This window comes from Streptomyces parvulus (assembly GCF_014648855.1).
Lineage (GTDB): Bacteria > Actinomycetota > Actinomycetes > Streptomycetales > Streptomycetaceae > Streptomyces > Streptomyces parvulus.
In genome coordinates this window covers 176,690-199,662 of sequence record NZ_BMRX01000009.1, presented here as the reverse complement: position 1 = coordinate 199,662, position 22,973 = coordinate 176,690, and the positions used below count along the sequence as shown (strand labels likewise).

The 22,973-nt window shown below is 69.6% G+C and carries 15 protein-coding genes; 12 read left to right on the top strand and 3 right to left on the bottom strand.

Annotated elements, in window-relative coordinates; all coding sequences use genetic code 11:
- Positions 1-68: 68 nt before the first annotated feature.
- The 5 genes from IE108_RS19160 (at position 69) to IE108_RS19140 (ending at position 10,329) form a co-directional block, all read left to right on the top strand.
- Complete coding sequence (locus tag IE108_RS19160) at positions 69-914, top strand: SCO4651 family lipoprotein (RefSeq protein WP_064729328.1); 846 nt, start codon at positions 69-71, stop codon at positions 912-914.
- 306 nt (positions 915-1,220) lie between these two features.
- Positions 1,221-1,751: a 50S ribosomal protein L10 gene (rplJ, locus tag IE108_RS19155; RefSeq protein ID WP_064729329.1), complete on the top strand. Its 531-nt coding sequence runs from the start codon at positions 1,221-1,223 to the stop codon at positions 1,749-1,751.
- A gap of 117 nt (positions 1,752-1,868) precedes the next feature.
- Complete coding sequence (gene rplL, locus IE108_RS19150) at positions 1,869-2,258, top strand: 50S ribosomal protein L7/L12 (protein WP_064729330.1); 390 nt, start codon at positions 1,869-1,871, stop codon at positions 2,256-2,258.
- 588 nt (positions 2,259-2,846) lie between these two features.
- On the top strand, positions 2,847-6,332 hold the full coding sequence (gene rpoB, locus IE108_RS19145; RefSeq protein ID WP_064729331.1) for a DNA-directed RNA polymerase subunit beta: 3,486 nt from the start codon (positions 2,847-2,849) through the stop codon (positions 6,330-6,332).
- A gap of 97 nt (positions 6,333-6,429) precedes the next feature.
- Positions 6,430-10,329, top strand: coding sequence for a DNA-directed RNA polymerase subunit beta' (locus IE108_RS19140; RefSeq protein WP_064729332.1), 3,900 nt, complete (start codon positions 6,430-6,432; stop codon positions 10,327-10,329).
- 73 nt (positions 10,330-10,402) lie between these two features.
- Here the strand turns inward: IE108_RS19140 and IE108_RS19135 are convergent, their stop codons facing one another.
- On the bottom strand, positions 10,403-11,695 hold the full coding sequence (locus tag IE108_RS19135) for a putative hexosyltransferase (RefSeq protein ID WP_064729333.1): 1,293 nt from the start codon (positions 11,693-11,695) through the stop codon (positions 10,403-10,405).
- 101 nt (positions 11,696-11,796) lie between these two features.
- Between IE108_RS19135 and IE108_RS19130 the strand changes: the two genes are divergently transcribed.
- The 5 genes from IE108_RS19130 (at position 11,797) to tuf (ending at position 17,484) form a co-directional block, all read left to right on the top strand.
- On the top strand, positions 11,797-12,822 hold the full coding sequence (locus tag IE108_RS19130; RefSeq protein ID WP_064729334.1) for a glycosyltransferase family 2 protein: 1,026 nt from the start codon (positions 11,797-11,799) through the stop codon (positions 12,820-12,822).
- Positions 12,823-13,111: 289 nt separating this feature from the next.
- Complete coding sequence (gene rpsL, locus IE108_RS19125) at positions 13,112-13,483, top strand: 30S ribosomal protein S12 (RefSeq protein ID WP_003948652.1); 372 nt, start codon at positions 13,112-13,114, stop codon at positions 13,481-13,483.
- A 2-nt stretch (positions 13,484-13,485) separates the two neighbouring features.
- Positions 13,486-13,956, top strand: a complete 471-nt coding sequence (rpsG, locus tag IE108_RS19120) for a 30S ribosomal protein S7 (protein WP_003974303.1) — start codon at positions 13,486-13,488, stop codon at positions 13,954-13,956.
- A gap of 39 nt (positions 13,957-13,995) precedes the next feature.
- Entirely contained in the window at positions 13,996-16,122 is a 2,127-nt protein-coding gene (fusA, locus tag IE108_RS19115) for an elongation factor G (protein WP_064729335.1), read from the top strand.
- A gap of 168 nt (positions 16,123-16,290) precedes the next feature.
- Positions 16,291-17,484, top strand: coding sequence for an elongation factor Tu (gene tuf / locus IE108_RS19110; protein WP_064729336.1), 1,194 nt, complete (start codon positions 16,291-16,293; stop codon positions 17,482-17,484).
- A gap of 111 nt (positions 17,485-17,595) precedes the next feature.
- Here tuf and IE108_RS19105 read toward each other — a convergent pair whose 3' ends face one another.
- Together IE108_RS19105 and IE108_RS19100 are read right to left on the bottom strand one after the other, a co-directional pair.
- Positions 17,596-20,055, bottom strand: a complete 2,460-nt coding sequence (locus IE108_RS19105) for an FtsX-like permease family protein (RefSeq protein ID WP_064729337.1) — start codon at positions 20,053-20,055, stop codon at positions 17,596-17,598.
- Complete coding sequence (locus IE108_RS19100; RefSeq protein ID WP_079163631.1) at positions 20,049-20,831, bottom strand: ABC transporter ATP-binding protein; 783 nt, start codon at positions 20,829-20,831, stop codon at positions 20,049-20,051. Before IE108_RS19100 ends, IE108_RS19105 begins: the two co-directional genes overlap by 7 nt.
- 171 nt (positions 20,832-21,002) lie before the next feature.
- Here IE108_RS19100 and IE108_RS19095 point away from each other — a divergent pair, with 171 nt between their 5' ends.
- Complete coding sequence (locus IE108_RS19095; protein ID WP_064729339.1) at positions 21,003-22,289, top strand: sensor histidine kinase; 1,287 nt, start codon at positions 21,003-21,005, stop codon at positions 22,287-22,289.
- On the top strand, positions 22,289-22,921 hold the full coding sequence (locus tag IE108_RS19090; RefSeq protein WP_064729340.1) for a response regulator: 633 nt from the start codon (positions 22,289-22,291) through the stop codon (positions 22,919-22,921). The genes IE108_RS19095 and IE108_RS19090 overlap by 1 nt, the downstream gene beginning before the upstream one ends.
- Positions 22,922-22,973: the final 52 nt, after the last annotated feature.

Here is a 22,973-nt window from a genome sequence, read left to right as displayed (position 1 = left end):
ACGGCTGTGCACCCGCAGTGCGTCCCCTGTGCACCGAGGTGCACCTTGCATCCTGTGGGGGGATACCGATGAAGACTTCCGTACGTGTGCCCGTGGGCGCCTCCGTGGCCGCGCTGCTCCTCGCCGCCGGGGCCGTGGGCTGTTCCGGCGGGGCCGAGGAGTCCCCGGAGATGACGCCGGCGGCGGCGGTCGCCAAGGCGGCGAAGAACACCGAGGAGATCGAGACCATCCGGTACCGGATGACCGGCCGGACCCCCGAGGAGGGCCGCGTCAAGGCCGAGGCGCAGATGCAGCTCGAGCCCGAGCCGGCGATGAGCATGAAGATGACCGCGCTGGACCAGGGCGGTGGCCAGAGCGCGGAGATCCGGCTCGTCGACAAGGCGATGTACATCGGCGGCGGCGCCGAGGCCGCCAAGGAGATGGACGGCAAGAGCTGGATGAAGTTCGACCTGGCCGCGCTGGGCGCCGGCGGCGAGGAACTGGACCAGCTCGGCAGCGCCTCCCAGGCGGACAAGAACCCGGCGACCGAGTCCACCTTCCTCACCGGGGCGAAGGACGTCGAAAAGGTCGGCACCGAGACCGTCGACGGCGTCGAGACCACCCACTACAAGGGCACGGTCACCCTCGCCGACCTGGAGAAGACCCTCGACGGCGAGGACAAGGCCACCCGGGAGAAGCGCCAGAAGAGCCTCGAGCAGTACGAGAAGATGGGGCTCGACAAGCTCACGATGGACATGTGGGTCGACGGCGACGAGCACACCAAGCAGTTCCGCATGCGCGGCGACGCCGCCAAGGGCCCGCTGGACATGACCATCACCTTCCTCGGCTTCAACGAGCCGGTGAAGGTCACCGCCCCGCCGGCCAAGGACACCATGGACCTGGCCGAGATGATGAAGGAGTCCCAGCAGGGCTGAGCCGCCCCCCAGAGGTGGCGGCAGGGGCGGATTTGCTTGACACTGCCCCGTTCCCGTACGCTTCCACAGAAGCCAAAGACCGCTGGTCGTTGCCGTGTGCTCCCTGGAGGACACGGTGGCCGAAGGATCCGCTGAACTGCGGACGACCCGCGCAGGTGACTGTGGATGAGCTCCCGGAGTCAGCGCCTCGTGCGCGTGAACGACGGTCGAGCCACGCCCCGTGCGCCTGCGCCGGGGCGTTTCGTTTGCCCCAGTCCTCCTTCGGGTCCGCGCGGTCCGAATCACCCGGAAGGAGGCCGAGGCTCTATGGCGACGCCCGACAAGGCTGCCGCGGTTGCCGAGCTGACGGACAAGTTCCGCAGCTCCAACGCCGCCGTGCTGACCGAGTACCGCGGTCTCACCGTGGCGCAGCTCAAGACGCTGCGCCGGTCGCTCGGTGAGAACGCCCAGTACGCCGTGGTGAAGAACACGCTGACCAAGATTGCGGCCAACGAGGCCGGGATCTCGACGCTGGACGACCACTTCAATGGTCCGACGGCTGTCGCCTTCATCACCGGTGACCCGGTGGAGTCGGCGAAGGGTCTGCGCGACTTCGCCAAGGACAACCCCAACCTCGTCATCAAGGGCGGTGTCCTTGACGGCAAGGCGCTGTCCGCCGACGAGATCAAGAAGCTTGCGGACCTCGAGTCCCGCGAGGTTCTGCTCTCCAAGCTGGCCGGTGCCTTCAAGGCGAAGCAGTCCCAGGCTGCCTCCGTCTTCCAGGCGCTGCCCTCGAAGCTCGTCCGCACCGTGGACGCGCTCCGTGCCAAGCAGGACGAGCAGGGCGGTGCCGAGTAACTCGGCTCGCTTTCTGATCCGGGCCGCCTGAGCGCGGCACGGATCGCAGCGGGCCGACGTACGCCCGCCTCACCCCGTACATCCGGCACCTGCCGAATTAGTGGAAGGACCGCCATCATGGCGAAGCTCAGCCAGGACGACCTGCTCGCCCAGTTCGAGGAGATGACCCTCATCGAGCTCTCCGAGTTCGTGAAGGCCTTCGAGGAGAAGTTCGACGTCACCGCCGCCGCTGCCGCGCCGGTCGTCGTCGCCGGTGGTGCCGCTGGTGGCGCCGCTGCCGAGGCCGAGGCCGAGCAGGACGAGTTCGACGTCATCCTCACGGGTGCCGGCGACAAGAAGATCCAGGTCATCAAGGTCGTGCGTGAGCTGACCTCCCTGGGTCTGAAGGAGGCCAAGGACCTCGTGGACGGCGCCCCGAAGCCCGTCCTCGAGAAGGTCGCCAAGGACGCCGCCGAGAAGGCCGCCGAGTCCCTCAAGGGCGCCGGCGCCTCCGTCGAGGTCAAGTAAGACCACGAAGGCACCACGGATCCGTCAGGATCTGTAACGCCGTAGCACCGAAGAGCGATCATCCATCCGGGTGGTCGCTCTTCGGCGTACCGGGGGTCCGGCGGCGGTTGCCTTGCACGCGTGACGGCGGAGAGTAAGGTGATCTTCGTTGTGCCGTCGCCGGGGCCCTGAGAGCCCCTGGCGGCAACCGGTTTGGGCAAGGGGGGCCTTGACGAACCGCACGCAGCGCGCAATTCTCAGGGCGTCGTCACAAGGATCCGAATCCGAGGCATGGATCGACGGCGAAGAGGGCAGTATCTGGGTGCGTTGAGGGCGAGGCCTTGCCGCACAGGTGGTGAGAACAACGAGGAGCGAACACGGTCCCCGAGAACCGCACTGGACATCAGTGTGCCAAGTGGCTACACTGACCCTTTGCGCTGCCTGTTAGCTGCCCCCTGCCCGTCACCAGGGGTCCGCCCTCGCCCGAGCACTAACGATCAGAGCATGCCTGACCTGGCTCTTTAGCCACGTAAGGCACCCCCTGTCTCCGTGCACGGAAGAGGGGCCGGTACGCGCGTAGTGAGTCCGAGCCCTCGGAAGGACCCCCTCTTGGCCGCCTCGCGCAATGCCTCGACCGCGAATACGAACAACGCTGCCAGCACCGCCCCGCTGCGCATCTCCTTTGCAAAGATCAAGGAGCCCCTCGAGGTTCCGAACCTTCTCGCGCTGCAAACCGAGAGCTTCGACTGGCTGCTCGGCAACGACGCGTGGAAGGCTCGCGTCGAGTCGGCTCTGGAGTCCGGTCAGGACGTCCCCACCAAGTCCGGTCTGGAGGAGATCTTCGAGGAGATCTCCCCGATCGAGGACTTCTCCGGGTCGATGTCGCTGACGTTCCGCGACCACCGTTTCGAGCCTCCGAAGAACAGCATCGACGAGTGCAAGGACCGTGACTTCACGTACGCGGCCCCGCTCTTCGTCACCGCCGAGTTCACCAACAACGAGACCGGCGAGATCAAGTCCCAGACGGTCTTCATGGGCGACTTCCCGCTCATGACGAACAAGGGCACCTTCGTCATCAACGGCACCGAGCGTGTCGTGGTCTCGCAGCTGGTGCGTTCGCCCGGCGTCTACTTCGACTCCTCCATCGACAAGACGTCCGACAAGGACATCTTCTCGGCCAAGATCATCCCGTCCCGGGGTGCCTGGCTGGAGATGGAGATCGACAAGCGCGACATGGTCGGTGTCCGCATCGACCGCAAGCGCAAGCAGTCCGTGACCGTCCTGCTCAAGGCTCTCGGTTGGACGACCGAGCAGATCCTGGAGGAGTTCGGCGAGTACGAGTCCATGCGCGCCACCCTGGAGAAGGACCACACCCAGGGCCAGGACGACGCGCTGCTCGACATCTACCGCAAGCTGCGTCCGGGCGAGCCGCCCACGCGTGAGGCCGCGCAGACGCTTCTGGAGAACCTGTACTTCAACCCGAAGCGCTACGACCTCGCCAAGGTCGGCCGCTACAAGGTCAACAAGAAGCTCGGCGCGGACGAGCCGCTGGACGCCGGCGTGCTCACCACCGACGACGTCATCGCCACCATCAAGTACCTGGTGAAGCTGCACGCCGGTGAGACCGAGACGGTCGGCGAGTCGGGCCGGGAGATCGTCGTCGAGACCGACGACATCGACCACTTCGGCAACCGCCGCATCCGCAACGTCGGCGAGCTGATCCAGAACCAGGTCCGTACGGGTCTCGCCCGTATGGAGCGCGTCGTGCGCGAGCGCATGACCACCCAGGACGTCGAGGCGATCACGCCGCAGACCCTGATCAACATCCGGCCGGTCGTCGCCTCCATCAAGGAGTTCTTCGGCACCAGCCAGCTGTCCCAGTTCATGGACCAGAACAACCCGCTGTCGGGGCTGACGCACAAGCGTCGTCTGAACGCCCTCGGCCCGGGTGGTCTCTCCCGTGAGCGGGCCGGCTTCGAGGTCCGCGACGTCCACCCGTCGCACTACGGCCGCATGTGCCCGATCGAGACGCCCGAAGGCCCGAACATCGGTCTGATCGGCTCGCTCGCCTCGTACGGCCGGATCAACCCCTTCGGCTTCATCGAGACGCCGTACCGCAAGGTCGTCGAGGGCCAGGTCACCGACGAGGTGGACTACCTGACCGCCGACGAGGAGGACCGCTTCGTCATCGCGCAGGCCAACGCCACGCTCAACGACGACATGCGCTTCTCCGAGGCCCGCGTCCTGGTCCGCCGTCGTGGCGGCGAGGTCGACTACGTCCCCGGTGACGACGTCGACTACATGGACGTCTCGCCGCGCCAGATGGTGTCGGTCGCGACCGCGATGATCCCGTTCCTGGAGCACGACGACGCCAACCGTGCCCTCATGGGCGCGAACATGATGCGCCAGGCCGTGCCGCTCATCAAGAGCGAGTCCCCGCTCGTCGGCACCGGCATGGAGTACCGCTCCGCCGCCGACGCCGGTGACGTGGTCAAGGCCGAGAAGGCGGGTGTGGTCCAGGAGGTCTCCGCGGACTACATCACCACCACCAACGACGACGGCACGTACATCACGTACCGCCTGGCCAAGTTCTCCCGGTCCAACCAGGGAACCTCGGTCAACCAGAAGGTCATCGTCGCCGAGGGCGACCGGGTCATCGAGGGCCAGGTCCTGGCCGACGGCCCGGCCACCGAGAACGGCGAGATGGCGCTCGGCAAGAACCTGCTGGTCGCGTTCATGCCGTGGGAGGGTCACAACTACGAGGACGCGATCATCCTGTCGCAGCGCCTCGTGCAGGACGACGTCCTCTCCTCGATCCACATCGAGGAGCACGAGGTCGACGCCCGTGACACCAAGCTCGGCCCCGAGGAGATCACCCGGGACATCCCGAACGTCTCCGAGGAGGTCCTCGCCGACCTCGACGAGCGCGGCATCATCCGCATCGGTGCCGAGGTCGTCGCCGGCGACATCCTCGTCGGCAAGGTCACGCCCAAGGGCGAGACCGAGCTGACCCCGGAGGAGCGCCTGCTCCGCGCGATCTTCGGTGAGAAGGCGCGCGAGGTGCGCGACACCTCCCTGAAGGTGCCGCACGGCGAGATCGGCAAGGTCATCGGCGTCCGCGTCTTCGACCGCGAGGAGGGCGACGAGCTTCCCCCCGGTGTGAACCAGCTGGTGCGCGTGTACGTGGCGCAGAAGCGCAAGATCACCGACGGTGACAAGCTCGCCGGCCGTCACGGCAACAAGGGCGTCATCTCCAAGATCAACCCGATCGAGGACATGCCGTTCCTGGAGGACGGCACGCCCGTCGACATCATCCTGAACCCGCTGGGTGTCCCGTCCCGAATGAACCCGGGTCAGGTCCTGGAGATCCACCTCGGCTGGCTCGCCAGCCGCGGCTGGGACGTCTCCGGCCTCGCGGAGGAGTGGGCGCAGCGCCTCCAGGCCATCGGCGCCGACAAGGTCGAGCCCGGCACCAACGTCGCCACCCCCGTCTTCGACGGTGCGCGCGAGGACGAGCTGGCCGGCCTGCTCCAGCACACCATCCCGAACCGGGACGGCGAGCGCATGGTGCTCCCCACCGGCAAGGCGCGGCTGTTCGACGGCCGCAGCGGTGAGCCGTTCCCGGACCCGATCTCGGTCGGGTACATGTACATCCTCAAGCTGCACCACCTGGTCGACGACAAGCTGCACGCCCGGTCGACCGGCCCGTACTCGATGATCACCCAGCAGCCGCTGGGTGGTAAGGCCCAGTTCGGTGGCCAGCGCTTCGGTGAGATGGAGGTGTGGGCGCTGGAGGCATACGGCGCCGCGTACGCCCTCCAGGAGCTGCTGACGATCAAGTCCGACGACGTGACCGGCCGCGTGAAGGTCTACGAGGCCATCGTCAAGGGCGAGAACATCCCTGAGCCCGGCATCCCCGAGTCCTTCAAGGTGCTCATCAAGGAGATGCAGTCCCTGTGCCTCAACGTGGAGGTGCTGTCCTCGGACGGCATGTCCATCGAGATGCGTGACACCGACGAGGACGTCTTCCGCGCCGCGGAGGAGCTTGGCATCGACCTGTCCCGGCGCGAGCCGAGCAGCGTCGAAGAGGTCTGACGGGAGTCAGGCGGGGCCTCTTCCGCAGAGGCCCCGCCGACCCCGCGACCCCCGTTTCAGACCACAGACTTACAACCCTGAGAGGGATTGACGCATAGTGCTCGACGTCAACTTCTTCGATGAGCTCCGGATCGGTCTGGCCACCGCTGACGACATCCGTCAGTGGAGCCACGGCGAGGTCAAGAAGCCCGAGACCATCAACTACCGCACCCTCAAGCCCGAGAAGGACGGACTCTTCTGCGAGAAGATCTTCGGTCCGACCCGGGACTGGGAGTGCTACTGCGGCAAGTACAAGCGCGTCCGCTTCAAGGGCATCATCTGCGAGCGCTGTGGCGTCGAGGTCACCCGCGCCAAGGTGCGCCGTGAGCGGATGGGCCACATCGAGCTGGCCGCTCCCGTCACCCACATCTGGTACTTCAAGGGCGTCCCGTCGCGCCTGGGCTACCTGCTGGACCTGGCGCCGAAGGACCTCGAGAAGGTCATCTACTTCGCCGCGTACATGATCACGTTCGTGGACGAGGAGCGCCGTACGCGCGACCTGCCCTCGCTGGAGGCCCACGTCTCCGTCGAGCGCCAGCAGATCGAGCAGCGCCGCGACGCCGACCTCGAGGCCCGCGCCAAGAAGCTCGAGACCGACCTGGCCGAGCTGGAGGCCGAGGGCGCCAAGGCCGACGTGCGCCGCAAGGTGCGCGAGGGTGCCGAGCGCGAGATGAAGCAGCTGCGCGACCGTGCGCAGCGCGAGATCGACCGCCTCGACGAGGTGTGGAACCGGTTCAAGAACCTCAAGGTCCAGGACCTCGAGGGCGACGAGCTGCTCTACCGCGAGCTGCGCGACCGCTTCGGCACCTACTTCGACGGCTCGATGGGCGCCGCCGCGCTGCAGAAGCGCCTGGAGTCCTTCGACCTCGACGAGGAGGCCGAGCGCCTCCGCGAGATCATCCGCACCGGCAAGGGCCAGAAGAAGACCCGTGCGCTCAAGCGCCTCAAGGTCGTCTCCGCGTTCCTGCAGACCAGCAACAGCCCCAAGGGCATGGTGCTCGACTGCGTGCCGGTCATCCCGCCGGACCTGCGTCCGATGGTGCAGCTGGACGGTGGCCGCTTCGCGACCTCCGACCTGAACGACCTGTACCGCCGCGTCATCAACCGCAACAACCGCCTGAAGCGGCTTCTCGACCTCGGCGCGCCCGAGATCATCGTGAACAACGAGAAGCGCATGCTCCAGGAGGCCGTCGACGCGCTCTTCGACAACGGCCGCCGCGGCCGCCCGGTGACGGGCCCCGGCAACCGTCCGCTGAAGTCGCTGTCCGACATGCTCAAGGGCAAGCAGGGCCGCTTCCGTCAGAACCTGCTCGGCAAGCGAGTCGACTACTCGGCGCGTTCCGTCATCGTCGTCGGCCCGCAGCTGAAGCTGCACCAGTGCGGTCTGCCCAAGGCCATGGCGCTGGAGCTCTTCAAGCCGTTCGTGATGAAGCGCCTGGTCGACCTGAACCACGCGCAGAACATCAAGAGCGCCAAGCGCATGGTCGAGCGCGGCCGCACGGTCGTGTACGACGTGCTCGAAGAGGTCATCGCGGAGCACCCGGTTCTGCTGAACCGTGCGCCCACCCTGCACCGCCTCGGCATCCAGGCCTTCGAGCCGCAGCTGGTCGAGGGCAAGGCCATCCAGATCCACCCGCTCGTCTGCACCGCGTTCAACGCGGACTTCGACGGTGACCAGATGGCCGTCCACCTGCCGCTCTCCGCGGAGGCGCAGGCCGAGGCCCGCATCCTGATGCTGTCCTCGAACAACATCCTCAAGCCGGCCGACGGCCGTCCGGTGACGATGCCGACCCAGGACATGGTCCTCGGTCTGTTCTTCCTCACCACCGACTCCGAGGGTCGTGGCCCCAAGGGCGAGGGCCGTGCATTCGGCTCCTCCGCCGAGGCGATCATGGCCTTCGACGCCGGGGACCTGACGCTTCAGGCGAAGATCGACATCCGCTTCCCGGTGGGAACCATCCCGCCCCGCGGCTTCGAGCCGCCGGCCCGCGAGGAGGGTGAGCCGGAGTGGCAGCAGGGTGACACCTTCACCCTGAAGACCACACTGGGCCGCGCGCTCTTCAACGAGCTGCTGCCCGAGGACTACCCGTTCGTCGACTACGAGGTCGGCAAGAAGCAGCTCTCCGAGATCGTCAACGACCTCGCCGAGCGCTACCCGAAGGTCATCGTGGCGGCGACGCTCGACAACCTGAAGGCGGCCGGCTTCTTCTGGGCCACCCGTTCCGGCGTCACCGTCGCCATCTCCGACATCGTCGTCCCCGACGCGAAGAAGGAGATCGTCAAGGGCTACGAGGCGCAGGACGAGAAGGTCCAGAAGCAGTACGAGCGCGGTCTGATCACCAAGGAAGAGCGCACGCAGGAGCTCATCGCGATCTGGACCAAGGCGACCAACGAGGTCGCCGAGGCGATGAACGACAACTTCCCGAAGACCAACCCGGTCTCCATGATGGTGAACTCGGGCGCTCGCGGAAACATGATGCAGATGCGTCAGATCGCCGGTATGCGCGGTCTGGTGTCGAACGCCAAGAACGAGACGATCCCGCGTCCCATCAAGGCCTCCTTCCGTGAGGGCCTGTCCGTGCTGGAGTACTTCATCTCCACCCACGGTGCCCGTAAGGGTCTGGCGGACACCGCTCTGCGTACCGCCGACTCGGGTTACCTCACGCGTCGTCTGGTCGACGTCTCCCAGGACGTCATCATTCGCGAGGAGGACTGCGGCACCGAGCGCGGTCTCAAGCTGCCGATCGCCACGCGTGACGCGGACGGGACGCTGCGCAAGGCCGAGGACGTCGAGACCAGCGTCTACGCCCGCATGCTCGCCGAGGACGTCGTCATCGACGGCAAGGTGATCGCGCCGGCCAACGTCGACCTCGGTGACGTCCTGATCGACGCCCTGGTCGCCCACGGCGTCGAGGAGGTCAAGACCCGCTCGATCCTGACCTGCGAGTCCCAGGTCGGCACCTGCGCCATGTGCTACGGCCGCTCGCTGGCCACCGGCAAGCTGGTCGACATCGGTGAGGCGGTCGGCATCATCGCCGCCCAGTCCATCGGTGAGCCCGGCACCCAGCTGACGATGCGTACCTTCCACACCGGTGGTGTGGCCGGTGACGACATCACGCAGGGTCTGCCGCGTGTCGTCGAGCTCTTCGAGGCCCGTACCCCGAAGGGTGTCGCCCCGATCTCCGAGGCCTCCGGCCGCGTCCGGATCGAGGAGACCGAGAAGACGAAGAAGATCGTCGTCACCCCGGACGACGGCAGCGACGAGACGGCGTTCCCGATCTCGAAGCGCGCCCGTCTGCTCGTGGGCGAGGGCGACCACGTCGAGGTGGGCCAGAAGCTCACCGTGGGTGCCACCAACCCGCACGACGTGCTGCGGATCCTCGGTCAGCGCGCGGTCCAGGTCCACCTGGTCGGCGAGGTCCAGAAGGTCTACAACTCGCAGGGTGTGTCGATCCACGACAAGCACATCGAGATCATCATCCGGCAGATGCTGCGCCGCGTGACGATCATCGAGTCGGGCGACGCGGAGCTGCTGCCCGGCGAGCTGGTCGAGCGCACGAAGTTCGAGACCGAGAACCGTCGTGTGGTCCAGGAGGGCGGTCACCCGGCCTCCGGTCGTCCGCAGCTGATGGGTATCACCAAGGCCTCGCTGGCGACGGAGTCCTGGCTGTCGGCCGCCTCCTTCCAGGAGACGACCCGAGTGCTGACGGACGCGGCGATCAACGCCAAGTCCGACAGCCTCATCGGCCTCAAGGAGAACGTCATCATCGGTAAGCTCATCCCGGCCGGTACGGGCCTGTCCCGCTACCGCAACATCCGGGTCGAGCCGACCGAGGAGGCCAAGGCCGCGATGTACTCGGCCGTCGGCTACGACGACATCGACTACTCGCCGTTCGGCACGGGCTCCGGCCAGGCCGTTCCGCTGGAGGACTACGACTACGGTCCGTACAACCAGTAAGCGAGCCGGTTGAACGAACGAAGGGCGGCCACCCCGTGGGGTGGCCGCCCTTCGGCGTTCTCGCGCGGGGCGGCTACGGCACGCCCAGTTCGAAGATCACGTAGTGCGCGTACCAGCCGGAGGCGACGGCGGCCGTGGTGAAGAAGACCGCCAGGGTCGGGAGCTTCTGGCGGGCGAGGGCCGCGGCGGGGGCCAGGAGGAGGGGGAAGGCGGGGAGCAGGTAGCGCATGGTGTTGCCGAACATCTGCTGGGTGCCCAGGACCGTGATGATCGAGGCCAGGGTGTAGGCGACCAGCACCAGCGGGGGCCGCCTGCGCAGCATCAGGGCGATGAGGAAGGGCAGCGCCAGGACCAGCTGGAGGGAGAGCAGGTCCGGGGTGGAGAAGGCGAAGGGGTAGTCGCCCCTGCCCACGGCGAGGTTGCGCAGCACGTCCAGGGTGTAGGCGCCGTAGTCGAAGAAGTGGGCCCAGCCCTCGCGCTGGAGGGTGAAGTAGGCGGTCGCCTCGCCCGTGCTCCAGCCGACCCAGGCGATGTAGCCGAGCAGTCCGACGGGGGCGACGAGCATGGCGTACACCGGGCCGCGTATCCCGTGTTCGCGCCGGGACTCGGGGCGGGCCAGCGTCACCAGGGCGGCGAGTCCCACGGCGCCGATGAGGACGGCGGACGTGGGCCGGTTCAGGCCGGCGGTGAAGGCGAGCAGGCCCGCCGTCACCCAGCGCCGGGTCATCACCGCGTAGCAGGTCCAGGCGGCGAGGGCGACGAAAAGGGACTCGGAGTACACCGCCCACTCGACGCCGGCGCCCGGGGCCACGGCCCACAGGCCGGCCGCGATCGTGCCCGCCCGGGCGCCCGCGAGCAGGGAGATCACGGCGTAGATCCCCGCCGCCGCGACGAACGAGGAGACGACGGAGACCAGGATCCCGGAGCCGTACAGGCCGAGGCCCGTGGACTCCGAGACCATGCGGATCAGCGCCGGGTAGAGGGGGAAGAACGCCACCGAGTTCTGCTGGACCGTGAACAGGCCCTCGGAGTCGAGCCGGACCAGGGAGGGGTGGTAGCCGTGCTCGGCGACCTGGAGGTACCACCAGCCGTCCCAGGTGGCCAGGACGTCCCACCAGTGGGCGCCGCCGCCGAAGCGCGGGTTCTTCTCCCGGAAGTCCCCGGCGTACGTCAGCAGGGCGGCGAAGACGCCGAGGCCGGTGAGCTTCGTGACGCCGTACAGCAGGAGCGGGGCCAGGTAGGGGCGGGCGCGGTCCGGCAGGCGGGGCGGCCAGGCCGCCCAGGGGCGGTCCCGGGGCCCGTCGGCCCGCGCGGCGCGGGCGCCGTCCGACCCGTCGGTCACCGTGTCGTCGGCGGCCGTGTCCATGGCTGTCATCCCCCTTGGCCCACCCTCAGGCGTCAATTGCTGCCATAAGATCGCACAAGAGTCGCACATCTGTACTCGGTGTCAGGGAGAGGGGAGGCGCGGTGCCCGAGGAACCGGACGCGGAGCAGCACGAACCCGTCGTGCTGTCGGTCGTCATACCCATGTTCAACGAGGAAGAGGTCCTGCCCGCGCTGGTCAGCAGGTTGCGCCCGGTCCTGACCGGGCTGGGCGTGGCGCACGAGGTCGTCGCCGTGGACGACGGCAGTATCGACCGCACGGCGGAGCTGCTCGCCGCCTTCCGGCTCGGCTGGCCGGAGCTGCGCGTGGTCGCGCTGCGGCGCAACTCCGGACACCAGGCGGCCCTCACGGCGGGGCTCGACCGGGCCGCGGGCGCGTACGTCGTCAGCCTCGACGCCGACCTCCAGGACCCGCCGGAGAAGATCCCCGAGATGCTGAGGCTGGCCCGCGGCCAGGGGCTGGACATCGTCTACGGCGTGCGGGCCGACCGCAGCAGCGACTCCGGGTTCAAGCGGTGGTCGGCGGGGGTCTACTACCGCCTGATGCGGCGCCTGGCCGGCCCGTCGGTGCTCGCGCAGGCCGGTGACTTCCGGCTGCTCAGCAGGGCCGCCGTGGACGCGCTCAAGGCCCTGCCGGACCAGCAGCGGGTCTACCGCCTCCTCGTTCCCTGGCTGGGCTTCCCGAGCGGCTCGGTGACCTACGAGCGGGCGCCGCGCAAGGCCGGCCGCACCAAGTACCCGCTGGGCCGGATGATCCGCCTCGCCGTGGACAGCGTCACCGGGTTCTCGGCGGCGCCGCTGCGGATCGCCACCTGGCTGGGCGCCGGTGCCTTCGTGGTCTGCCTCGGGCTTCTGGTCTACACGCTGACCGCCTTCGCGCTGGGCCGCACGGTCCCGGGCTGGACCTCGCTCTTCACCGGCATCGTGTTCATCGGCGCCGTGCAGCTGATCTGCGTGGGCCTGCTCGGTGAGTATGTCGGGCGCATATACACGGCGGTGCAGAACCGGCCGACGTACTTCGTCCGGGACGACACGGCCGCGCCGACGCCCGCCGAGGCCGGCTCCGACGCGGACCCCGCGGGGCCGCGGGTGCCCCTGCCGCGGGGCTGAGGTGCCGCCGGTGATCGGGACGAATCGGTGCGAAACGGGTGCCGCTGCCGGTGCCGCCCATTTGTTTTGACCGCAGCGAATGCGATAGGTACGCTCAGACCTTGTGCCTGGGGTGTGCCCTGGCCCTCGTGCGTGTCTTCAACCGCGGTGAGGGTCGTGTTCGGCCACCGCAATCCGCGCTCTCTCCCGCCTGGCGGCAGGGGTTCGCGGCTTCGACACACCCGACCGCGTGGGTCGGCGAATGTTCCGGGTTAGCTTCACCATTCGGCACACAGAAACCGGAGAAGTAGTGCCTACGATCCAGCAGCTGGTCCGGAAGGGCCGGCAGGACAAGGTCGAGAAGAACAAGACGCCCGCACTCGAGGGTTCCCCTCAGCGCCGCGGCGTCTGCACGCGTGTGTTCACGACCACCCCGAAGAAGCCGAACTCGGCCCTGCGTAAGGTCGCGCGTGTGCGTCTGACCAGCGGGATCGAGGTCACCGCTTACATTCCGGGTGAGGGGCACAACCTGCAGGAGCACTCCATCGTGCTCGTGCGCGGCGGCCGTGTGAAGGACCTGCCGGGTGTTCGCTACAAGATCATCCGCGGTTCGCTTGACACCCAGGGTGTGAAGAACCGCAAGCAGGCCCGCAGCCGCTACGGCGCCAAGAAGGAGAAGTAAGAATGCCTCGTAAGGGCCCCGCCCCGAAGCGCCCGGTCATCATCGACCCGGTCTACGGTTCTCCTCTGGTGACCTCCCTGATCAACAAGGTGCTGCTGAACGGCAAGCGCTCCACCGCCGAGCGCATCGTCTACGGCGCCATGGAGGGCCTGCGCGAGAAGACCGGCAACGACCCGGTCATCACGCTGAAGCGCGCTCTCGAGAACATCAAGCCGACCCTCGAGGTCAAGTCCCGCCGCGTCGGTGGTGCGACGTACCAGGTGCCGATCGAGGTCAAGCCCGGTCGCGCCAACACCCTCGCGCTGCGCTGGCTCGTCGGTTACTCCCGCGCCCGTCGCGAGAAGACCATGACCGAGCGTCTGCTCAACGAGCTCCTCGACGCCTCCAACGGCCTCGGTGCCGCTGTGAAGAAGCGCGAGGACACGCACAAGATGGCCGAGTCCAACAAGGCCTTCGCGCACTACCGCTGGTAGTCGCTACCCCCATCGAGACCGAGAGAAGACTGAAGCCTTATGGCTACCACTTCACTTGACCTGGCCAAGGTCCGCAACATCGGGATCATGGCCCACATCGACGCGGGCAAGACGACCACCACCGAGCGGATCCTGTTCTACACCGGTGTGTCGTACAAGATCGGTGAGGTCCACGACGGCGCCGCCACGATGGACTGGATGGAGCAGGAGCAGGAGCGTGGCATCACGATCACGTCTGCTGCGACCACCTGTCACTGGCCGCTCGAGGACAACGACTACACGATCAACATCATCGACACCCCGGGGCACGTCGACTTCACCGTCGAGGTGGAGCGTTCCCTGCGTGTGCTCGACGGTGCCGTGACCGTGTTCGACGGTGTCGCCGGTGTCGAGCCGCAGTCCGAGACGGTGTGGCGTCAGGCCGACCGTTACGGCGTGCCGCGTATCTGCTTCGTGAACAAGCTGGACCGCACCGGCGCCGAGTTCCACCGCTGCGTGGAGATGATCTCGGACCGCCTGGGCGCCCAGCCGCTCGTCATGCAGCTCCCGATCGGTGCCGAGGCCGACTTCAAGGGCGTCGTGGACCTGGTCCGCATGAAGGCGCTCGTGTGGTCCGCCGAGGCCGCCAAGGGCGAGATGTACGACGTCGTCGACATCCCGGCCACGCACACCGAGGCCGCCGAGGAGTGGCGCGGCAAGCTGGTCGAGGGCGTCGCGGAGAACGACGAAGAGATCATGGAGCTGTTCCTGGAGGGCCAGGAGCCCACCGAGGAGCAGCTGTACGCCGCGATCCGTCGCATCACCATCGCCTCCGGCAAGTCCAGCGACACCACGGTCACCCCGGTGTTCTGCGGCACTGCGTTCAAGAACAAGGGCGTCCAGCCCCTGCTCGACGCGGTCGTGCGCTACCTGCCGACCCCGCTCGACGTCGAGGCCATCGAGGGCCACGACGTCAAGGACCCCGAGGTCGTCGTCAAGCGCAAGCCGTCCGAGGAAGAGCCGCTGGCCGCGCTCGCGTTCAAGATCATGAGCGACCCGCACCTCGGCAAGCTCACCTTCGTCCGGGTCTACTCGGGCCGCCTGGTGTCCGGCACCGCCGTGCTGAACCCCGTCAAGGGCAAGAAGGAGCGCATCGGCAAGATCTACCGCATGCACGCCAACAAGCGTGAGGAGATCGAGTCGGTGGGCGCCGGCGACATCGTCGCCGTCATGGGCCTGAAGCAGACCACCACCGGTGAGACGCTGTCCGACGACAAGAACCCGGTCATCCTGGAGTCCATGGACTTCCCGGCGCCGGTCATCCAGGTCGCCATCGAGCCCAAGTCGAAGGGCGACCAGGAGAAGCTCGGCGTCGCGATCCAGCGCCTGGCCGAGGAGGACCCCTCCTTCCAGGTCCACTCGGACGAGGAGACCGGCCAGACCATCATCGGCGGTATGGGCGAGCTGCACCTCGAGGTGCTGGTCGACCGCATGCGCCGTGAGTTCAAGGTCGAGGCCAACGTCGGCAAGCCGCAGGTCGCGTACCGCGAGACGATCCGCAAGGCCGTCGAGCGCGTGGACTACACCCACAAGAAGCAGACCGGTGGTACCGGTCAGTTCGCCAAGGTGCAGATCGCGATCGAGCCGATCGAGGGCGGCGACGCCTCGTACGAGTTCGTGAACAAGGTGACCGGTGGCCGCATCCCGAAGGAGTACATCCCTTCGGTGGACGCCGGTGCTCAGGAGGCCATGCAGTTCGGCATCCTGGCCGGCTACGAGATGACGGGCGTCCGCGTCACGCTCATCGACGGTGGCTACCACGAGGTCGACTCCTCCGAGCTCGCCTTCAAGATCGCCGGTTCGCAGGCCTTCAAGGAGGCCGCGCGCAAGGCTTCGCCCGTGCTCCTCGAGCCGATGATGGCCGTCGAGGTCACCACGCCCGAGGACTACATGGGCGACGTCATCGGTGACATCAACTCCCGCCGTGGCCAGATCCAGGCCATGGAGGAGCGGATGGGTGCCCGCGTCGTGAAGGGCCTCGTGCCGCTGTCGGAGATGTTCGGCTACGTCGGAGACCTCCGCAGCAAGACGTCGGGTCGCGCAAGCTACTCGATGCAGTTCGACTCCTACGCCGAGGTTCCCCGGAACGTCGCCGAGGAGATCATCGCGAAGGCCAAGGGCGAGTAACAGAGTCCGTTTACCGGACCCCGTTCCCACGCTTTAGGCTTGACCCCGGAGCCAGCATGGGGCATTCCGCCACAACCCGGCGGAATGCCCCGGCACCCGGGCTTTCCAGCAAAGATCACCTGGCGCCGATGAGTAAGGCGTACAGAACCACTCCACAGGAGGACCCCAGTGGCGAAGGCGAAGTTCGAGCGGACTAAGCCGCACGTCAACATCGGCACCATCGGTCACATCGACCACGGTAAGACGACCCTCACGGCCGCCATTACCAAGGTGCTGCACGACGCGTACCCCGACCTGAACGAGGCCTCGGCCTTCGACCAGATCGACAAGGCTCCTGAGGAGCGCCAGCGCGGTATCACGATCTCCATCGCGCACGTCGAGTACCAGACGGAGACGCGTCACTACGCGCACGTCGACTGCCCCGGTCACGCGGACTACATCAAGAACATGATCACGGGTGCGGCGCAGATGGACGGCGCCATCCTCGTGGTCGCGGCCACCGACGGCCCGATGCCGCAGACCAAGGAGCACGTGCTCCTGGCCCGCCAGGTCGGCGTTCCGTACATCGTCGTCGCCCTGAACAAGGCCGACATGGTGGACGACGAGGAGATCCTGGAGCTCGTCGAGCTCGAGGTGCGTGAGCTCCTCTCCGAGTACGAGTTCCCGGGCGACGAGCTTCCGGTCGTCAAGGTCTCCGCTCTGAAGGCCCTCGAGGGCGACAAGGAGTGGGGCAACTCGGTCCTCGAGCTCATGAAGGCCGTGGACGAGTCCATCCCGGAGCCCGAGCGCGACGTCGACAAGCCGTTCCTGATGCCGATCGAGGACGTCTTCACGATCACCGGTCGTGGCACCGTCGTCACCGGTCGTATCGAGCGCGGCATCCTCAAGGTCAACGAGACCGTCGACATCATCGGCATCAAGACCGAGAAGACCACCACCACGGTCACCGGTATCGAGATGTTCCGCAAGCTGCTCGACGAGGGCCAGGCCGGTGAGAACGTCGGCCTCCTGCTCCGCGGCATCAAGCGCGAGGACGTCGAGCGCGGCCAGGTCATCATCAAGCCGGGCTCGGTCACCCCGCACACCGAGTTCGAGGCGCAGGCCTACATCCTGTCCAAGGACGAGGGTGGCCGCCACACGCCGTTCTTCAACAACTACCGTCCGCAGTTCTACTTCCGTACGACGGACGTGACCGGCGTCGTGACCCTCCCCGAGGGCACCGAGATGGTCATGCCGGGTGACAACACCGAGATGAAGGTGGAGCTCATCCAGCCCGTCGCCATGGAAGAGGGCCTGAAGTTCGCCATCCGCGAGGGTGGCCGGACCGTGGGCGCCGGCCAGGTCACCAAGATCAACAAGTAAGCTCCGCTTGCTTGTCGGTCCCATGACCTGACATGGGCTGATGCCTGAGAGGGCCCGTACGACTCCGGTCGTACGGGCCCTCTCGCACGTCCGGAGCGGCACCGGGGGCTCCTACTCGCGCGCCCCGGCGAGTTCCACCGCGCGCCGCCGCAGGGCGAGGGCCGCCGGTGCCACCGAGGCGGCCACCGCGAGCACCGCGCAGCAGGCCGTCACCGCGCCCAGTTCCGCCCACGGCAGCTCGATCGTGGTGTGCACCGAGAGCAGGCCCAGCGCGCCCCACATCCCGGCCAGGTTGAGAGCGGCCACGACCAGCCCGAGCAGTGCGCCGACGGCCACCACCGTCAGCGACTCGGCGCCGACCAGGCGCAGCACCTGCCGTCCGGTGGCCCCCGCCAGGCGCAGTGCCGCCAGCTCGCGCACCCGGTCGGAGGTGGCCATCGCCATGGTGTTGACCAGGGAGATCCCGGTGTAGAGCAGGGCGATGCCCAGGACCAGGAAGAGGCCGGCCCGAGTCGTGCCGCCGGTCTCCCGGCGGGTGTCCGCGAGCCACTCGTCCCGGGCCGACACCCGCCCGCCGGCCGCGTCCACCGCCGCGCGCAGTCCCGCGGCCACCGTGCCGGCGTCGGCGCCGTCGGCGAGGGCGACGTCCACGCGGTCGACCGGGGCACGGGGGGCGTTGGCCGAGGTGACGTAGACGCCGTTGCCGCCGGTGCCGGTCCGCATCACGGCGGCGACGCGCAGCGTCCTGCGGGTGCCGTCGCCGAGCCAGACCCGCACGCTCCGGCCCACGGAGTGCCGTTCCCACTCCTCGTTGACGATGATCGAGGAGTCGTCGAGGGCGGCGAGGCTTCCCGCGGCGAGCGGCAGCCGGGTGGTGGCGGAGAGCGCCGCGGGGTCGGCGACGGCACGCGCGTCGGACCTGATGAGCGCGACGCCGTCCTCCAGGGCGTACACCGCGCTCGACGCGCTCGGGGAGACGACCGCCCCGGGCACCGAGCGCATCCGGTCCACCGTCCGCGCGTCGAAGCCCGCGTCGCCCGTTCCCGTGATCACGAAGGCGGCGGCGGTCCGCTCGCGCGCCTCGGCGGCCCCGGCCTCGTCGAGCGTCGCGGTGGCGCCGAGCAGCGAGCCCGCGAGGGCGACCGTCACCAGCACGGGCGCCGCGACGGCGGCCGTGCGGCGCACCCCGGCGGCTGCGTTCTCCCGGACGAGCATGCCTCCCGCGCCTGGGAGCCGGGCAGGCAGCCAGGCCAGCAGCCGGGTCAGCGGGCGCACCACCGCGGGGGCGAGCAGCGCGACCGCGGTGATCAGCAGCATCGGGCGGCTCACGTACGTCTTGCGGTGCAGCAGGTCGCCGGGCGCGTCCGCCAGCGCGAAGGCGAGCGTCCCCAGCGCGGTCAGCAGCAGGACCGTGCCGGACAGCCACCGGCCCCGGGTCATCGTCCCGGCTTCGACGGAGGCCTCGCGCAGCGCCTGGGTGGGGGCGGTCCGGCCTGCCCGCCAGGACGCGGCGATCACACCGCACAGGGCGACGAGGAGGCCCGTCCAGAAGGCCGTGTGGTACGGCCAGACGTGGTCCCCGATCGTGAACCAGGCCGGTGCCAGGCCGCCGTCGACCACCCGGGCGGCCAGGTGCGGCGCGCCCCACGCGCCCAGCGCGCACCCCGCCGCCGAGGCGAGCACACCCAGGCCCAGGGCCTCGGCGACCACCGTCCGGCGGATCTGGCCGGGCGTCGCCCCGGCGGTGCGCAGCAGCCCGAACTCCCGGCGCCGCTGGGCGACGGCGAAGGCGAACGTGGACGCCACGACGAACACCGACACGAAGGCGGTGACGCCGCCGGCCGTGCCGAACAGGGCGTTCATCGCGGTCAGCGCCTCGCGGTCCCGGTCCGGACCGGCGTCGGCGAACCGGCGGTCGTCGCCGGTGAAGATCCGCACCCCCGCGCCGGCGCGCACCGCGTCCCGTACGGCGGCCGCGTCCGCGTCGACCGCGAGTTGAAGGCTGACCGGGGAGAGCCGCGCGGCCTCGGCGTCGGTGTAGAAGACGGCGTTCTCGAAGCCGCGGTCGGGCACGGTGCCCACGACCTCGACGGCGCCCCGGTCCGTGCGGATCCGCTCGCCGGGCCCGGCCCAGCCGCCGGTGACGACGACCTCGCCGGCGGCGCGCGGCGCCCGGCCCGCGTCGATCCCGTACGGGGCGAACGCGGCCGTGGACCACGGGTGCCCCACCAGGTCGCCGGGCCCGCCCTCGGCGCGGACCGGGAAGGACCGGTCCGCCACGACCCGGCCGAGGCGTCGCAGCTCCGCGACGACGCCGTCCGGCACGGCCCGCGGATGGGCCAGCCGCTGCGTGCGGTCGCCGATCGGCGTGGGGACCCGCAGGGTGTCCTGGCCCCGCACCACGACCGGCGCCGCGGCGAACCGCTCCGGTCGCTGCTCCGGCGCGTCCACCGACGAGGCGAGGGCGAGCCCCGTCACGGTCAGCAGGGCGACACCGAGCGACAGCGCGACGAAGCTGCCGAGGAAGGTGACCCAGCGGGTGCGCAGGGTGCGCAGGGCGACGCTCAGCACGGGTGGGCCTCCGGTCGGGGCGTGCGGGCGGGGCGGGTGCCGGTCTCCAGCCGGGCCAGCCGGGCGGCGATCGTGTCGGCGCCGGCGCCGGACAGTTCGCCGTGGACGCGGCCGTCGACGAGGAAGACCACGCGGTCCGCGTAGGAGGCGGCGACCGGGTCGTGGGTGACCATGAGGACGGTCTGGCCCTCGCGGTCGACCATGCCGCGCAGCAGGGCCAGCACCTCGCGGCCGGTCCGCGAGTCCAGGGCTCCGGTCGGCTCGTCGCCGAACAGCACCTCGGGGCGGGTGATCAGGGCGCGGGCCAGGGCGACCCGCTGCTGCTGGCCGCCGGACAACTCCGCGGGCCGGTGCCCGGCGCGGTCGCCGAGCCCCACCTGGCGCAGCACCTCGCGCACCCGTGCGCGGCCGGGCCGGCGTCCGGCCAGCCGCAGCGGCAGCGCCACGTTCTGCTCGGCGGTCAGCGACGGCAGCAGGTTGAACGCCTGGAAGACGAAGCCGACGCGCTCGCGGCGCAGCAGCGTCAGCCGGGTCTCGCTCAGCCCGGTCAGGTCGGTGCCGCCCACGAGGACCGAGCCCGACGTGGGCCGGTCCAGACCGGCGGCACACTGCAGGAGGGTCGACTTGCCCGAGCCGGACGGACCCATGACGGCGGTGAAGCTGCCCCGGGGGAAGGCCAGGGAGACCTCGTCGAGGGCCGTCACGGCGCCGGCCCCCGCCCCGTACCGTCTGCTGACGGCGTCCAGCCGCACCGCGTGGACCGCACTGTCGTTCATCCGTCCCCACCCAACCCTCGTCGGTTTCTGCGTCGTCGACTCCACGAAACCGTCCGCGCCTAGGGCTGCGCAGTGAGGCGGGGGCGAGAAACGGGGTAGGGCCGGCCCTACCCCCGAAGCACCCCCTGGACCGATGGCCCGGTCGCGGGCGGGCGTCCTACGGTGATCCGCATGCACCCTCGGAACGTGTGGCAGGCCATGTCCGCCCCCGGCTACCTCCGGTCGGCGTGGCCCCTGCGGGCGGTGGCCCACCTGGTGACGGGGGCGGTGGCCGGCGCCGTGACCCTGGTGGCGATCGCGACCGCCGCCGCCGTCGGCGGTGTCCTCGCCGTCGTGGTCGTGGGCCTGCCCCTGCTGGTCCTCACCGCCCTCGCGGGCATCCCGGTCGCCCACCTGGAGCGGTACCGGCTGCGCCTGGTCGACCGCGATCCCGCCCCGGACCGGCACCGGCAGCCCGCCCCCGGTCTCCGGCCCTGGCTGACCACCCGGCTGCGCGAGCCGCTGACCTGGCGGGAGCTGGGGCACGCGCTGCTGTTCGCCGGGCCGCTCTGGGTGGTGGACGCGCTGGTCGTCGCGGCGGCCCTGGCGCTGCCGCTCTCCCTGGTCGCCGCGCCGCTGCTGATGGCGACCGTCGGCGGCGGCGAGGAGACCAAGGTGCTCAAGCAGTGGACGGTGACGACGTGGCCGGCCGCGTGCGGCGTGGCGGTGCTGGGGCTGCCGCTCCTCGCCCTGGGCGCCTACGCGCTGGGCCTCGCGGCCGGCGCCCGCGCCGAGCTGACCCGCGTGCTGATCGCCCCGCGCGACGGCGGCCCGGACGCCAGGGTCGTCGAACTCGCCCGCTCCCGCGTGCGGTTGGTGGACGCCTTCGAGGCGGAGCGGCGCCGCATCGAACGCGACCTGCACGACGGGGCGCAGCAGCGGCTGGTCGCCCTGACGATGGCCCTCGGCCTGGCCCGGCTGGACGCTCCGCCCGGTGCGCTGGCCGACCAGCTCGCCAAGGCGCACGGGGAGGCGGGCAAGGCGCTGGAGGAGCTGCGCGAGCTGATCCACGGCATCCACCCCAAGGTCCTCGCCGACTACGGCCTGGAGGCCGCCGTCGCCGACGCCGCCGACCGGTCCGCCGTACCGGTGGACGTGACCCTGGAGCTGGCCGGGCGGCTGCCCCAGGCGGTGGAGGCCGCCGCCTACTTCGTGGTCAGCGAGGCCCTCGCCAACGTCGGCAGGCACAGCGGCGCCGGCCGCGCCGAGGTGAGCGGCGGACACCTGGGCGGGCGGCTGTTCCTGGAGGTCCGCGACGACGGGCGGGGCGGGGCCGACGCCCGGCGGGGCAGCGGGCTGACCGGACTCGCGGACCGGGTGTCGGTGCTGGATGGCAGACTCTCCCTGTCCAGTCCGCCGGGCGGACCGACCCTGTTGCGCGTGGAGATTCCTTGCGAGTGGACCGAACGCTTCGCGTAGTGCTGGCCGAGGACAGCGTGCTGCTGCGGGACGGTCTCGTCGGCCTCCTCGGCCGCTGCGGGCACGAGGTGGTGGCGGCCGTCGGCGACGCCGGGGCGCTGATCGCGGCGGTGGAGGAGCACGCGCCCGACGTCGTGGTCACCGACGTCCGCATGCCGCCCGGCTTCCAGGACGAGGGCCTGCACGCGGCGGTCCGGCTGCGGGAGCGGCGCCCGGCCCTGCCCGTCCTCGTCCTCAGCCAGTACGTGCAGCGCGCCTACGCCGCCGAGTTGCTGGACTCCGGTGACGGTACGGGCGTCGGCTACCTGCTCAAGGACCGCGTCGGCCAGGTCGAGGAGTTCGTCGAGGCGCTGGCCGAGGTCGCGGACGGCGGCACGGTCGTCGACCCGGAAGTGGTACGCCAGTTGCTGCGCCGCCGCCGGGACCCGCTGGAGCGGCTCACCCCGCGCGAGCGCGAGGTGCTGGCGCTGGTCGCGGAGGGCAGGTCCAACGGCGCGGTCGCCCGCCAACTCGTCGTCTCCGAGGCGGCGGTGGGCAAGCACATCGGGAGCATCCTCACCAAGCTCGACCTGCCGCCGGCGACCGAGACGCACCGCCGGGTGCTGGCGGTCCTGGCGTATCTGCGGGCGTGAGACGGCCGGATGCGGGCCCGGCGGTGTTGTGATTCGGTCACGAACCCCTCAG

Coding starts and splice junctions, on each gene's coding strand:
- IE108_RS19100 (WP_079163631.1), bottom strand. CDS start 20,831: ATGAACGACAGTGCGGTCCACGCGGTGCGGCTGGACGCCGTCAGCAGA.
- IE108_RS19160 (WP_064729328.1), top strand. CDS start 69: ATGAAGACTTCCGTACGTGTGCCCGTGGGCGCCTCCGTGGCCGCGCTG.
- rpsG (WP_003974303.1), top strand. CDS start 13,486: ATGCCTCGTAAGGGCCCCGCCCCGAAGCGCCCGGTCATCATCGACCCG.
- IE108_RS19095 (WP_064729339.1), top strand. CDS start 21,003: ATGCACCCTCGGAACGTGTGGCAGGCCATGTCCGCCCCCGGCTACCTC.
- IE108_RS19135 (WP_064729333.1), bottom strand. CDS start 11,695: ATGGACACGGCCGCCGACGACACGGTGACCGACGGGTCGGACGGCGCC.
- rplJ (WP_064729329.1), top strand. CDS start 1,221: ATGGCGACGCCCGACAAGGCTGCCGCGGTTGCCGAGCTGACGGACAAG.
- fusA (WP_064729335.1), top strand. CDS start 13,996: ATGGCTACCACTTCACTTGACCTGGCCAAGGTCCGCAACATCGGGATC.
- rplL (WP_064729330.1), top strand. CDS start 1,869: ATGGCGAAGCTCAGCCAGGACGACCTGCTCGCCCAGTTCGAGGAGATG.